The sequence below is a fragment of the Delftia sp. WY8 genome, assembly GCF_018437695.1.
GTDB classification, from domain to species: Bacteria; Pseudomonadota; Gammaproteobacteria; order Burkholderiales; family Burkholderiaceae_C; genus Comamonas; species Comamonas tsuruhatensis.
Genome location: NZ_CP049795.1, coordinates 3,607,592 through 3,620,679 on the forward strand (window position 1 = coordinate 3,607,592; position 13,088 = coordinate 3,620,679).

Sequence of the window (13,088 nt, forward strand, 5' to 3'; positions counted from 1 at the left end):
CTCCGTGGATGTTTCGGGGCGTGCCTGCGGTCAGACGCGGTTGAAGTCGAAGCCGGCCTTCTGGCCCGTGCCGTAGAGCTTGAGAGCGCCCTTGTCGCCAACGGCATTGGGGCGGTTGAAGATCCAGTTCTGCCAGGCCGACAGGCGCCCGAAGATGCGCGTGACCATGTTCTCGCGGCTGGCAAAGCGCAGGTTGGCCTCCAGGCCCGTGAGCGCATCGGGCGACATGGCGGCGCGCTCTTCCATGGCGATGCGGATCTCGTCGTCCCAGTCGATGTCGTCGGGCGCGGCCGTGACCAGGCCCAGTGCCAGGGCCTGGTCGCCGTCCAGCGCGCGGCCCGTGGCGGCGCGCGCGGCTTCCAGCGGTGCGGCCTCCTCGTAGAAGCGGCGCTGCAGGCGCGACTGGTCGTTGACCAGGGGCAGCAGGCCGAAATTGAATTCGTCCAGCTGGATGCGCGGGGCGCGCTCGGTGTCATCGGGCAGCACCAGCATGTAGGCGCGGTCGGCCGCGAAGGCCAGCTCGGCCAGCATGCCCACGAAGCATGAGCCGGGCTCGATCAGCGCGAACAGCGTGCGCGAGGACACATCCAGCCGCGCAAAGCTGCGGCGCAGCAGGCCCAGCGTCTCGCGCGCCAGCCAGTGGTCCTGGTGGGCCAGCAGGGCGGCGTCTGCGGCCAGCACGGCGGCGGCATCGCCTTCGGTCTTGAGCAGCCAGGTGCCCACGTCCAGCTCGTTAGTGCGCAGGTGCAGGATGGCGTCGTCCAGCTCGCGGCCCATGGCCAGCGGCCACCAGGCGTCGCCGGCCTGCTCGATGGCTTCGATGCTTACGGGCTGCGGACCTTGCCCAAGCGTGGGCGCCTTCACGGTCAGCGTGGCGCTGCGGCGCGCGCGGTCGATCTGCACGCTGACATGGCGGTAGTGCAGCGCGTCGTCCGTGGCCTCGCGCTCCAGGCGCGTGAGCGTGATGCCCTGCGCATTGGCGGGGCGCGTGCTGCCTTCGGCCAGGCGCTGCGCGCGTTCGTCCACCACGGCCTCGAACTGCGCGGGCTTGGCCACGGCATCCACCAGGCGCCAGTCCACGGCGCGCTGGCCGCGCACGCCTTCGACGCTGGTGCAGAAGATGTCGGCCAGGTCATGGCGCACATGGCGCTTGTCGGTCACGCGCGTGAGGCCTCCCGTGCCGGGCAGCACGCCCAGCAGCGGCACCTCGGGCAGGGAGACGGAGGAGGAGCGGTCGTCGATCAGCACGATGTCGTCGCAGGCCAGGGCCAGCTCGTAGCCGCCGCCCGCGCAGGCCCCGTTGACGGCGGCCAGGAACTTCAGGCCCGAGTGGCGCGAACTGTCCTCGATGCCGTTGCGCGTCTCGTTCGTGAACTTGCAGAAGTTCACCTTCCAGGCATGGCTGGACACGCCCAGCATGAAGATGTTGGCGCCCGAGCAGAAGATGCGGTCGCGCCCGCTGGTGACGATGACGGTGCGCACCTGCGGATGCTCGAAGCGGATGCGGTTGAGCGCGTCGTGCAGCTCGATGTCCACGCCCAGGTCATAGCTGTTGAGCTTGAGCTTGTAGCCGGGCCGTATGCCGCCGTCCTCGGCGATGCTCAGCTGCATGCGGGCGATGGCGCCCTCGACGGTGAACGACCAGTGGCGGTACTGGGCGGGCTCGGTGCGGTAATCGACAGTGGGGCTGGACGGGTGCATGGACGGCCTCTTGGATGAAAAATAGTGCAGTCGCAGATACGGTGCAGGCACAATTATGCAGATTCATCCCAAAAATGCACGCAGCAACACGCACGATAGTGCGTGTTTTGGCCATATCCAGGGTAAACACCAGCCAGTACAGGCGAAAAAAATCCAGGCCTGGGGCCTGGATGCCGTGGGTTGCTGCCGCCGTCTCAGCGTGCGGGCAGGAACAGTGCCTTCAACTGATCGAAGCTCTGCTCCAGCGTCTGGCCGCTGGTATCCACCACATGGTCGGCCTTGGCGTAGAAGCCGGCGCGGCCTTCGAGGATGCTGCGCAGATCGTCCATGGCCTCGGGGTTGGCGGCCATGGGGCGGGTGTCGCCCTGGGCCACGACGCGGGCCATGTGCTCCTCGGGCTGGGCCTTGAGCCAGACCGTGGTGCAGTGCGACAGCAGCTCGTTGAAGGTGGCCGGGTCGGAGACGATGCCGCCCGGCGTGGCGATGACCACGTCGCTGTAGATCTGCACGGCTTCCTCCAGCGCGCGGCGCTCGTAGCGGCGGTAGGCGTTGGCACCGTACAGGTCGTGGATGGCGCGCACGCTGCAGCCCGCAATGCGCTCGATTTCCTGGTTGAGTTCGAGGAAGGGCACGCCCAGCTGCTCGGCCAGCATGCGGCCCAGCGTGGACTTGCCCGCGCCGCGCAGGCCGATCAGGGCGATGCGCGTGTGGCGCTGGCGGTCGCTGGGCGCCGTGCCCAGCAGCTCGCCTGCGGCCAGGCGCACGCGGCGCAGGTCCTCTTCATCGCGGCCTTCCAGCAGTTCGCGGATCAGCAGCCATTCGGCGCTGGTGGTGGTCACGTCGCCCAGCAGCTCGGCCATGGAGCATTGCAGGGCCTGTGCAATATGGTGCAGGACCAGCACCGACACATTGCCCGTGCCGTATTCGAGGTTGGCCAGGTGGCGCTCCGAGACATCGGCCGCCGCCGCCAGGGCGCGCCGCGTCATGCCCCGGCGCGAGCGCAGGCTGCGCACACGCTCGCCCAGCGCCTGCAGCACCTGGTTCCTGGGGGCTTCTGAGAGGGAATCCGCCGCCCCGGCGGACTGGGCTGCCGTCTCGAACTGGTCCATAGAGTTTCCTTGAAGAGGGCGTGAATGATAAACAGTCGGGGTTAACACCAGCCATGCAATATAGTGCTTGACGCTCGGTGGTGTTCTAACTATCTTTCTGATGCACGCACAATATTGCATGTTGTGCGGAAGATCACAAGTCGGGCCGGATGCCCGATGTCGAAGGAGACCCCGATGATCGACTTCACCCAGCCCTTCAATTTCGCCGCGCACCTGTTCGCGCTCAATGAGGGGCGGCCCGGCAAGATCGCCTACATCGACGACCACGGCACGCTGAGCTACGGCCAGCTGCAGCAGCAGGCGCAGCGCATGGCCAGCGGCCTGCTGGCGGCGGGCATCCACCGCGAGGAGCGCGTGCTGCTGCTCATGCACGACCGCTATGAATGGGCCGTGGCCTTTCTGGGCGCGCTGTATGCGGGCGTGGTGCCGGTGGCGGTGAACACCTTGCTCACGGCCGACGACTACGCCTACATGCTGGGCCACAGCCGCGCCCAGGCCGTGCTGACCTGCGATGCGCTGCTGCCCCTGCTGCGCCAGGCGCTGGACCGGGCGCCCAACGAGGTGCGCCATGTCTGGGTGGCCGGCGACGAAGCGGCCGCGCGCGCCGCAGGCTTTGCGCCGATGCAGCCCTGGCTGGCGGCGCAGCCGCCGCTGCCCGCACCGGCGCCCACGCTGGGCGATGACCCGGGCTTCTGGCTGTATTCCTCGGGCTCCACGGGCAAGCCCAAGGGCGCGGTCCACACGCATGCCAATCCGTACTGGACGGCCGAACTCTATGGCGGCCCGGTGCTGGGCCTGGGCGAGGGCGACATCTGCTTTTCCGCCGCCAAGCTCTACTTCGCCTACGGCCTGGGCAATGCCCTGAGCTTTCCGCTGAGCGTGGGCGCCACCGTGCTGCTGATGGCCGAGCGGCCCACGCCCGAGGCCACCTTCGCGCGCTGGGTGCAGCACCGGCCCACGGTGTTCTTCGGCGCGCCCACGGGCTTTGCGGGCATGCTGGCCTCGCCGCTGCTGCCCGCACGCGAGCAGGTCAGCCTGCGCATGTGCTCCTCGGCCGGCGAGGCGCTGCCGGCCGAGATCGCCCAGCGCTTCAAGGCGCATTTCGGCGCCGACATCGTGGACGGCATCGGCTCCACCGAGATGCTGCACATCTTCCTGTCCAACCGGCCCGGCGACATCCGCTACGGCACCACGGGCAAGCACGTGGACGGCTACCGCGTGGAGCTGCGCGGCGAGGACGGCCGCCCCGTGGCCGATGGCGAGGTGGGCGACCTGTTCATCCAGGGCCCCAGCGCCGCCCTCATGTACTGGGGCAACCGCGACAAGACGCGCGAGACCTTCCAGGGCGGCTGGCTCAAGAGCGGCGACAAGTACGTGCGCGACGCCGATGGCTACTACACCTATGCCGGGCGCAGCGACGACATGCTCAAGGTCAGCGGCATCTATGTCTCGCCCTTCGAGGTCGAGGCCACGCTGATGCAGCACCCGGCCGTGCTGGAGGCCGCCGTGATCGGCAAGACCGACGCCGACGGCCTGCTCAAGACCAAATCCTTCGTCGTGCTCAAGGACGGCTGCAGCGCCACCGAGGCCGAGCTCAAGGCCTTCGTGAAGCAGCGCCTGGCCGCCTACAAGTACCCGCGCTTCATCGAATTCGTGGACGAACTTCCCAAGACCGCCACCGGAAAGATCCAGCGTTTCAGGCTCCGAGAGCGCGAAGCCAGTACACCCCCTGAGCCGCTACGCGGCTTCCCCCTCTCTACTCGCTGAGCGAGGGAGGGGGACGACACCCTCGGTGCGGGGCGGCCCTTCCTCGGTGTCCCTCGCTTTGGGACGCGCCAGTTTCAAGGGGCGTGGCAGTGCCATGGAGAACCGAAATGAATTGTGTGAGCAAAACCCGCAAAGCAAGACCCATCCACCACAAGGAGACACGCATGAACACCGATCGCAAACACTGGGCCGTCCTCGCCCTGACGGCCTCCCTGTCCTGCGGCGCATATGCGCAGGACAGGATCAAGGTCGGCTTCATGCTGCCTTACAGCGGCACCTATGCGGCGCTGGGCTCGGCCATAGAAAACGGCTTTCGCATGTTCGTGAACGAGCAGGGCGGCAGGCTGGGCGGGCGCGAGATCGAGTTCTTCAAGGTCGATGACGAGTCCGATCCGGCCAAGGCCACGGACAACGTCAACCGCCTGATCAAGCGCGACAAGGTCGATGTGCTGGTGGGCACCGTGCATTCGGGCGTGGCCATGGCCATGGCGCGCGCGGCCAAGGAAAGCGGCACCGTGCTCATCGTGCCCAATGCGGGCGCCGATGCGGTCACGGGCGCCATGTGCGCGCCCAACATCTTCCGCTCGTCCTTCTCCAACTGGCAGTCCTCCTATCCCATGGGCGTGGTGGCCGCCAGGCAGGAAGGCAGGAAAACCGCCATGACCATCACCTGGAAATACGCGGCCGGCGAGGAGATGACCAATGCCTTCAAGGAAGGCTTCGAGAAGGAGGGCGGCAAGGTCAGCAAGCAGCTCACCGTGCCCTTTCCCAACGTGGAGTTCCAGGCCCTGCTGACCGAGATCGCGGCGGCCAGGCCCGATGCGGTGTTTGCCTTCTTCGCGGGCGCGGGCGCCGTCAAGTTCGTCAAGGACTACCACGCGGCCGGCCTGCACAAGACCATCCCGCTGTACGGCTCGGGCTTTCTGACCGACGGCACGCTGGAGGCCCAGGGCGAGGCCGCCCAGGGGGTGCTGACCACGCTGCACTACGCCGACGAGCTGGGCACGGAGCGCGACCGGCGCTTTCGCTCCGCCTATGCCCAGGCCTACAAGCTGATGCCCGATGTGTATGCCGTGCAGGGCTACGACGCCGCCCAGATGCTGGGCGTGGGCCTGAAGGCGGCGGGCGGCGACATCGCGAAGAAGGCCGAGTTCCGCCAGGCCATCGAGAAGGCCACCATTCCCAGCCCGCGCGGTGACTTCACCATCAGCAAGTCGCACAACCCCGTGCAGGACATGTACCTGCGCAAGGTCGTGGGCAAGGAGAACCAGCGCATGGGCGTGGCCATCAAGGCCCTGGGCGATACCGGCCGCGGCTGCCGCATGTGAGGCGCGGGGCGCACTCATATACGGACGCATACGGACATCGCCATGGACCTTGCCACCTTTCTCGTGCAGTGCCTGAACGCCGTCCAGTACGGGCTGCTGCTGTTCCTGCTGGCCTCCGGCCTGACGCTGATCTTCGGGATCATGGGCGTGATCAACCTGGCCCATGGCAGCTTCTACATGATCGGCGCCTACATGGCCTTTGCGCTGTCCCCGCTGCTGGGCCAGCACTTCATCACCATGCTGCTGGCCGGCGTGGCGCTGACCGTGGTGCTGGGCTATGCGCTGGAGTGGGCCTTCTTCAGCTACCTCTACGAGCGCGAGCACCTGCAGCAGGTGCTGATGACCTTCGGGCTGATCCTGGTGTTCGAGGAGCTGCGCTCGCTGCTGGCGGGCAACGACGTGCATGGCGTGCCGCTGCCCGGCTGGCTGTCGGGCAGCTTCTCGCTGGGCGGGCTCATGAGCTATCCGTGGTACCGGCTGTTCGCCTCGGGCGTGTGCCTGCTGGTGGCGCTGGCGCTGTACTGGGTGGTCCACCGCACGCGCCTGGGAATGATGGTGCGCGCGGGCGCCAGCAACCGCGACATGGTGCGCGGCCTGGGCATCGACGTGAAGCGCCTGTACCGCATCGTCTTCGCCATCGGCGTGGCGCTGGCGGCACTGGCGGGCATGATCGCCGCGCCCATGAGTTCGGTCTATCCGGGCATGGGCGGCAACGTGCTCATCATCTGCTTCGTGGTGGTGGTGATCGGCGGCATCGGCTCGATCACGGGCGCGCTGCTGGCCTCGCTGCTGGTGGGCTTTGTCGATACCTTCGGCAAGCTGTTCTTCCAGGAGCTCAGCGGCATGAGCGTCTACCTGCTGATGGCGGTGGTGCTGGTGTGGCGGCCCCAGGGCCTGATGGGGCAAAGGAGCTGAACAATGGCCGTATCCAATCCTTCTCCTGCCCTCCTGGCGGCCGCCGTGCAGCCCCTGCAGCCTGTGCAGCCTGTGCAGCCCGTAGAGATGCCGCAGCGCGCCTGCCGATGGCAGACCTGCGCCGTGCCGCTGGCCTGCGTGGCGCTGCTGGCGCTGGCCGGCCCCTGGTGGTCGGACTATCTGTCGGGCCTGGTGGTCAAGACCATGATCCTGGCCATCTTCGCGCTCAGCCTGCAGCTGCTGGTGGGCGGCACGGGCCTGGTGAGCCTGGGGCATGCGGCCTTCATGGGCCTGGGCGCCTATGCCGCCGTGCTGTCCGCAGACAACGAGGGCGGCAGCCTGCCGGCCATGCTGGGCTGGGCGCTGCTGGCCTCGGGCGGCTATGCGCTGCTGGTGGGCCTGCTGAGCCTGCGCACGCGCGGCATCTACTTCATCATGGTGACGCTGGCCTTCGCACAGATGGCCTACTTCGTGGTCCACGACACGGGCATCGGCGGCGGCAGCGATGGCATCTACCTGATGGCCCGGCCCGCGCTGGGCGCCATCGACATGGAAATCCCGCGCGTGCAGTACTACCTGGTGCTGGCCGCCCTGGTGCTGGTCTATGCCTTCCTGGCCGGGCTGCGCCAGTCGCGCTTCGGCGCGGCGCTGGCGGGCATACGCGTCAACGAACAGCGCATGCGCGCGGCCGGCTTCACCACCTACGGGTACAAGCTCGCGGCCTTCGTGCTGGCCGGCATGCTGGCTGGCGTGGCAGGCTTTCTGCTGGCGGTGCGCGATGCCGTGGTCAACCCCGAGCTGCTGTCCTGGCACCACTCGGGCGAGGTGCTGCTGATGGTCATCCTCGGCGGCCTGGGCTCGCTGCGCGGCGCCGTGCTGGGCACGGTGGCCTTCGTCGCGCTCAAGGAGGTGCTGTCCACGCATGCCATCGTCGGCCCCATGGCCGACCACTGGCAGCTGAGCCTGGGCCTGGCCATCATCGTGCTCGTGGCCCTGCTGCCGAAAGGACTGATGGGGCTGATCGGGCTGGCGGGCCTTGCACGGCAACGCGCTGGAGTGCACAACGAGGTCCACCACAAGGAGGCCGGACATGGCTGATGCGGCACTGCTTTCGGTGCGCGGCCTCACGCGCCGCTTCGGCGGGCTCACGGCCGTGGGCGGCGTGGACCTGGACCTGCACGAGGGTGAGGTCCATGCCGTGATCGGCACCAACGGCGCGGGCAAGTCCACCCTGGTCAACATGCTCTCGGGCGATCTGGCGGCCAGCGCGGGGCGCATCGCGCTCGCCGGCCAGGACGTCACGCGCATGCCCCAGCCCCGGCGTGCGCGTGCCGGCGTGGGCCGCAGCTACCAGCGCACCACCATCTTTCCCGAGTTCTCGGCGCTGGAGAACTGCCGGCTCGCGGCCCAGGCGCAGATGGCGCTCAGGCCCTGGCAGCTGGGCCTGTCCGCACAGCGCTGCGCGGCCAGCCTGCGCCAGGCCCATGCGGCCCTGGAGCGTGCGGGCCTGGCCGGGCAGGCCCAGGCCGTGGCCGGCACGCTGAGCCACGGCGCCAAGCGCCAGCTGGAAGTGGCCATGTGCCTGGCCACCGGCCCGCGTGTGCTGCTGCTGGACGAACCGCTGGCCGGCATGGGCGCCGAGGAGACCGAGCGCATGCTGGCCCTGCTGCAGGAGCTCAAGCGCGGCCATGCGGTGCTGCTGGTCGAGCACGACATGGACGCCGTGTTCCGCATCGCCGACCGCATCACCGTGATGGTCAACGGCAGCGTGGTGGCCACGGGCACGCCCGCGCAGATCCGTGTCGATCCCGTGGTCCGTACTGCCTATCTCGGAGAAGACGATGACTGAGCCCATGTTCGCCATCGACGAGCTGCATACCTACTACGGCGACAGCCACATCCTGCAGGGCGTGAGCCTGGCGCTGGGCGCGGGCCAGGCCGTGGGCCTGCTGGGGCGCAACGGCATGGGCAAGACCACGCTGATCCGCACACTCATGGGCTATGTGCCCGCGCGCCGTGGCCGCCTGCGCGCCGATGGCCGCGACTGCACGGGCGCGCCGCCCGAGCGCATGGCGCGGCTGGGCATTGGCTATGTGCCAGAGGGGCGCGGCATCTTCCCCAATCTCAGCGTGCGCGAGAACCTGGTCATGAGCGCCCGGCCCGGCTTGCAGGGAGAGCGCCACTGGACGCTGGAGCGCGTGCTCGACACCTTCCCCCGGCTCGCGGAGCGCTTGTCCAACGGCGGCGACCAGCTCTCTGGCGGCGAGCAGCAGATGCTGTCCATAGGCCGCGCGCTGATGACGCACCCGCGCCTGCTCATCCTCGACGAAGCCACCGAAGGCCTGGCCCCCCTGGTCGTCGCCGAAATCTGGCGCGTGATCGCCGCCATCCGCAGCACCGGCATCTCCACCCTGATCGTGGACCGCGACTACAAAAAGGTCCTGGCCCACACCGACCGCGCCGTCGTCATGGCCAAGGGCCGGCTGGCGCTGCAGGCCGATTCGCGGGAGCTGCTGGCGCAGCCGGAGCGCCTGTCGGAGTTGCTGGGGGTTTGATCAGGGCTGGGCCGCCACCGGCGGCTGCGCCGCGAGCTTGACGTTCTGCGCATGCGTGGGCGGCAGCAGCGCCATGGTCAGGCTGCAGGTGCAGGTCAGGCGGCCGGTTTCGTCGTGCAGTTCGATGGCCCAGACATGGGTGGTCTGGCCCAGGTGCACGGGGCGGGCCGTGCCCGTGACCCAGCCCTGGCGCGCGGCGCGCACATGGTTGGCCGAGACGTTCAGGCCCACGCTGCGCCAGCCTTCGGGGATGGAGCAGGCCGCGGCCACCGAGCCCAGGGTTTCGGCCAGCACCACGTTCACGCCGCCGTGCAGGATGCCGTAGGGCTGGCAGGTGCGCTGGTCCACGTGCACGCGGCCGCGCAGGAAGTCGTCACCGATCTCGGTGAACTCGATGCCCAGGTGCGAGACGGCCGTGTCGGCGCTCAGCGAGGTGATGTCTTCAAGGGTGAAGCTGCGCTTCCAGATCGGCATGGGAGAAGTCCTGTGGGTGCAACGAAAAAGACGGCCTCGTGGGCCGTCCTTGCATGCTACGCCAGTCCGGGCGGCCATGCCGATGGCTGCCTGTAGCCCAGGAGACTGCGCGCTGGCGCGCTTGCGCGGTTCAGGCGCGCATGTCGCCCGTTTCGACAAAGCGCTGGTGCCAGCTCAGCGCTTCGCCCAGGATGTGCGGCGTGTGCAGCGCGCCCTGGCGCTGGGCGCGGTCGAAGTAGTCCTGCAGCTGGGGGCGGAAGTCGGGATGGGCGCAGCGGTCGATGATGACCTGGGCGCGCTTGCGAGGCGACAGGCCGCGCAGGTCGGCCAGGCCCTGCTCGGTGACGATGATCTGCGTGTCGTGCTCGGTATGGTCCACGTGCGAGCACATGGGCACGATGCAGCTGATCTTGCCGCCCTTAGCCACCGAGGGCGTGACGAAGAAGGACAGGTAGCCATTGCGCGCGAAGTCGCCCGAGCCGCCGATGCCGTTCATCATCCCCGTGCCCATGACGTGGGTGGAGTTGATGTTGCCGTAGATGTCGGCCTCGATCATGGAGTTCATGGCGATCACGCCCAGCCGGCGCACCAGCTCGGGGTGGTTGCTGATCTCCTGGGGGCGCAGGATGATGCGCTCGCGGTAGAAGTCGATGTTCTCCTCGAAGTCCCTGTAGGCGCTGCCGGACAGCGAGATCGAGGTGGCCGAGGCGCGGCTCATCTTGCCTGCGCGCAGCAGGTCCAGCATGCCGTCCTGCAGGACCTCGGTGAAGCCCAGCAGGTTCTCGAACGGCCCCGTCAGCAGGCCGGCCAGCACGGCGTTGGCCACGTTGCCCACGCCCGACTGGATGGGCAGCATCTCCTTGGGCAGGCGGCCCATCTTCATCTCGTGCGCGAGGAAGTCGATGATGGACGCGGCGATCAGGTTGGAGTTGGCGTCGGGCTGGGCGAAGACGTTGTCGCGGTCGCCCTTGTGGGTCTCGACCACGGCGACCACCTTGGCCGGGTCCACGCGCAGGTAGGGCTCGCCGATGCGGTCATCGGCATGGGTCAGGGCAATGGGCACGCGGCGCGGCGGGATGGCCGTGCCGTAGTAGATGTCGTGCATGCCTTCCATCTTGGCCGGCGGCTTGGTGTTGACCTCCAGGATCACCTTGTCGGCGATCTCCAGCCAGGTCTTGTTGTTGCCCACGGCGGTGGAGGGGATGAGGCGTCCGTCCTCGGTCACTCCCAGCACCTCGACCACGGCCACGCTCATGGGGCCCAGGAAGCCGAACCACGCATGCTGGGCCACGTGGGACAGGTGCATGTCGATGAAGTCGATCTCGCCGGCATTGATCCTGGCGCGGCAGGTGGGGTCGGTGTTGAAGGGCAGGCGCTGGCCCAGTGCGCCGGCCTCGGCCAGGGCGCCGTCCATCTCGGCGGCCGTGGAGGCGCCGGTCCAGACATTGATCTTGTAGGGACGGCCGGCCGCGTGTTCGCTCTTGGCGTGCTGTGCGATGGCCTGGGGCAGGGCCTTGGGGTAGCCCGCGCCCGTGAACCCGCTCATGCCGACGTTGACGCCGTGGGGGATCAGGGCGGCGGCCTGCTCGGCCGTCATGGTGCGCGAAAGGAATTCTGGGAAACGTACGCGGTCTGCGAGGGACATCTATGGCTCCGGCTGACGGCTCGCGCCAGCCGGCAGGGTGCCGCAGCGCTGGCTTGCAAGCCTAAAAAAAACCGCCCCATGCAAGAACGCAAGGGCGGTATATCTCCGGAAACCGATGGTAGCAGCGCTGGCAGCGGCCCTCGGGTTTCCCCGTAAAGGCCCTGCCGCGCAGTCAAAGGCTCAAGGAATGTTTGCGTGTGCTCACATTCAGTGAATCAGTGGCTGATCGTCGCGTGCGTGATCCAGCAGCGCGTACAGGATGATGGCGCCGAAAGTCGCGGTCCCGATGCCGCCCAGCGCGAAGTCGCCGAACTTGAGCGTGAAGTCGCCCGTGCCCAGGATCAGGGTGATGGCCGCCACGATCAGGTTCTTGTTCTGCGAGAAGTCCACGCGGTTGTCCACCCAGATCTTGGCGCCGGCCACGGCGATCAGGCCGAAGACCACGATGGACACGCCGCCCATCACGGGCAGCGGGATCGCCTGGATCAGCGCGCCGAACTTGGGCGAGAAGCCCAGCAGCACGGCCAGGACGGCGGCCACGAAGAACACGGCCGTCGAGTAGATGCGCGTGGCGGCCATCACGCCGATGTTCTCGGCATAGGTGGTCACGCCGGTGCCGCCGGCCGCGCCGCTGACCATGGTGGCCACGCCGTCGCCGATGAAGGCCCGGCCCATGTACTGGTCCAGGTTCTTGCCGGTCATGGCGGTCACGGCCTTGATGTGGCCCAGGTTCTCGGCCACCAGGATGATGACCACGGGCACGATGAGCACCATGGCCGGGCCGCTGAACACGGGCGCGTGGAACTGGGGCAGGCCGAACCAGGCGGCATTGATCACGCCCGACAGGTCCACGGGCTTGCCCATGCCCAGCACATTGGTGAACAGGCCGTACAGCAGGCTGGCGGCGATCAGGCCCACCAGGATCAGCAGGCGCTGCACCATGCCGCGCGTGAACACGGCCACCAGGCCCACGCAGACGAAGGTCAGGGCCTGCATCCACGACTCGAAGTTGTTGGCCGCCATGTTCTTGACGGGGATGGCCGCCAGGTTCAGCCCGATCACGGCCACCACGGCGCCCGTGACCACGGGCGGCATGAAGCGCTCGATCCAGCGCGTGCCCACCATCTGCACCACCAGGCCGATCAGCGCATAGACCGCACCGCAGGCAATGATGCCGCCCAGCGCCACGCCGATGTTGCCGTTGGCGCCCTTGCCGCCATAGGCCGTGGCTGCGATCACCACGCCGATGAAGGCAAAGGACGAACCCAGGTAGCTGGGCACCTTGCCGCCCGTGATCAGGAAGAAGATCAGCGTGCCGATGCCGCTCATGAGCACGGCCACGTTGGGATCGAACCCCATGAGGATGGGCGCCAGCACGGTGGAGCCGAACATGGCGATCACGTGCTGTATGCCCATCAGCCCGGTCTGTGGCCAGGGCAGGCGCTCATCGGGGCCGATCACGCCTCCCCGTTGCAGCTGGTTGGCGGATTTTTCCGTCCATTGGAAAAGGCCCATGTGGCATCGCTCCTTGTAAAAAATTGGCGCGATATTAGAGGCATTTGTTTTCTGGCAGGTGGGGTGAAGCGGAAATTTT

Annotated in this window: 11 protein-coding genes; 6 read left to right on the forward strand and 5 right to left on the reverse strand. The window is 67.9% G+C overall.

Going from position 1 to position 13,088, the window contains the following annotated elements; genetic code table 11:
• Window positions 1–30: 30 nt before the first annotated feature.
• Window positions 31–1,701, reverse strand: coding sequence for a 2,3-epoxybenzoyl-CoA dihydrolase (gene boxC / locus G4D77_RS16660; RefSeq protein ID WP_154832992.1), 1,671 nt, complete (start codon window positions 1,699–1,701; stop codon window positions 31–33).
• Between the two features lie 194 nt (window positions 1,702–1,895).
• Window positions 1,896–2,810, reverse strand: a complete 915-nt coding sequence (locus G4D77_RS16665) for a helix-turn-helix transcriptional regulator (protein WP_013799986.1) — start codon at window positions 2,808–2,810, stop codon at window positions 1,896–1,898.
• A 174-nt stretch (window positions 2,811–2,984) separates the two neighbouring features.
• Between G4D77_RS16665 and G4D77_RS16670 the strand changes: the two genes are divergently transcribed.
• The 6 genes from G4D77_RS16670 (at window position 2,985) to G4D77_RS16695 (ending at window position 9,375) form a co-directional block, all read left to right on the forward strand.
• On the forward strand, window positions 2,985–4,577 hold the full coding sequence (locus tag G4D77_RS16670) for a benzoate-CoA ligase family protein (RefSeq protein WP_154832994.1): 1,593 nt from the start codon (window positions 2,985–2,987) through the stop codon (window positions 4,575–4,577).
• A gap of 164 nt (window positions 4,578–4,741) precedes the next feature.
• On the forward strand, window positions 4,742–5,905 hold the full coding sequence (locus G4D77_RS16675) for an ABC transporter substrate-binding protein (protein ID WP_013799988.1): 1,164 nt from the start codon (window positions 4,742–4,744) through the stop codon (window positions 5,903–5,905).
• A gap of 42 nt (window positions 5,906–5,947) precedes the next feature.
• A complete protein-coding gene (locus tag G4D77_RS16680) occupies window positions 5,948–6,820 on the forward strand; it encodes a branched-chain amino acid ABC transporter permease (protein ID WP_017405698.1) in 873 nt (290 codons plus the stop codon).
• A 3-nt stretch (window positions 6,821–6,823) separates the two neighbouring features.
• A complete protein-coding gene (locus G4D77_RS16685) occupies window positions 6,824–7,918 on the forward strand; it encodes a branched-chain amino acid ABC transporter permease (protein WP_154832996.1) in 1,095 nt (364 codons plus the stop codon).
• Window positions 7,911–8,669: an ABC transporter ATP-binding protein gene (locus tag G4D77_RS16690; RefSeq protein ID WP_154832998.1), complete on the forward strand. Its 759-nt coding sequence runs from the start codon at window positions 7,911–7,913 to the stop codon at window positions 8,667–8,669. The genes G4D77_RS16685 and G4D77_RS16690 overlap by 8 nt, the downstream gene beginning before the upstream one ends.
• Complete coding sequence (locus G4D77_RS16695) at window positions 8,662–9,375, forward strand: ABC transporter ATP-binding protein (protein WP_392413329.1); 714 nt, start codon at window positions 8,662–8,664, stop codon at window positions 9,373–9,375. Before G4D77_RS16690 ends, G4D77_RS16695 begins: the two co-directional genes overlap by 8 nt.
• Here the strand turns inward: G4D77_RS16695 and G4D77_RS16700 are convergent, their stop codons facing one another.
• From G4D77_RS16700 to G4D77_RS16710, 3 genes are all read right to left on the reverse strand, one after another.
• The gene (locus G4D77_RS16700; RefSeq protein WP_012202024.1) at window positions 9,376–9,849 is read right to left on the reverse strand and encodes a hotdog fold thioesterase; all 474 of its coding nucleotides are present in this window, start codon (window positions 9,847–9,849) and stop codon (window positions 9,376–9,378) included. It abuts the gene before it with no gap.
• Between the two features lie 130 nt (window positions 9,850–9,979).
• Window positions 9,980–11,494, reverse strand: coding sequence for a succinyl-CoA:acetate CoA-transferase ScpC (gene scpC, locus G4D77_RS16705; RefSeq protein WP_012202025.1), 1,515 nt, complete (start codon window positions 11,492–11,494; stop codon window positions 9,980–9,982).
• A gap of 207 nt (window positions 11,495–11,701) precedes the next feature.
• Window positions 11,702–13,009 (reverse strand): solute carrier family 23 protein, encoded by a 1,308-nt coding sequence (locus G4D77_RS16710; RefSeq protein ID WP_012202026.1) that lies wholly within the window; start codon window positions 13,007–13,009, stop codon window positions 11,702–11,704.
• Window positions 13,010–13,088 lie beyond the last annotated feature (79 nt).

What these genes read in the sequence shown, in the direction of transcription:
- boxC (WP_154832992.1), bottom strand. Translation starts at nt 1,701, where the DNA reads ATGCACCCGTCCAGCCCCACTGTCGATTACCGCACCGAGCCCGCCCAG.
- G4D77_RS16665 (WP_013799986.1), bottom strand. Translation starts at nt 2,810, where the DNA reads ATGGACCAGTTCGAGACGGCAGCCCAGTCCGCCGGGGCGGCGGATTCC.
- G4D77_RS16670 (WP_154832994.1), top strand. Translation starts at nt 2,985, where the DNA reads ATGATCGACTTCACCCAGCCCTTCAATTTCGCCGCGCACCTGTTCGCG.
- G4D77_RS16675 (WP_013799988.1), top strand. Translation starts at nt 4,742, where the DNA reads ATGAACACCGATCGCAAACACTGGGCCGTCCTCGCCCTGACGGCCTCC.
- G4D77_RS16680 (WP_017405698.1), top strand. Translation starts at nt 5,948, where the DNA reads ATGGACCTTGCCACCTTTCTCGTGCAGTGCCTGAACGCCGTCCAGTAC.
- G4D77_RS16685 (WP_154832996.1), top strand. Translation starts at nt 6,824, where the DNA reads ATGGCCGTATCCAATCCTTCTCCTGCCCTCCTGGCGGCCGCCGTGCAG.
- G4D77_RS16690 (WP_154832998.1), top strand. Translation starts at nt 7,911, where the DNA reads ATGGCTGATGCGGCACTGCTTTCGGTGCGCGGCCTCACGCGCCGCTTC.
- G4D77_RS16695 (WP_392413329.1), top strand. Translation starts at nt 8,662, where the DNA reads ATGACTGAGCCCATGTTCGCCATCGACGAGCTGCATACCTACTACGGC.
- G4D77_RS16700 (WP_012202024.1), bottom strand. Translation starts at nt 9,849, where the DNA reads ATGCCGATCTGGAAGCGCAGCTTCACCCTTGAAGACATCACCTCGCTG.
- scpC (WP_012202025.1), bottom strand. Translation starts at nt 11,494, where the DNA reads ATGTCCCTCGCAGACCGCGTACGTTTCCCAGAATTCCTTTCGCGCACC.
- G4D77_RS16710 (WP_012202026.1), bottom strand. Translation starts at nt 13,009, where the DNA reads ATGGGCCTTTTCCAATGGACGGAAAAATCCGCCAACCAGCTGCAACGG.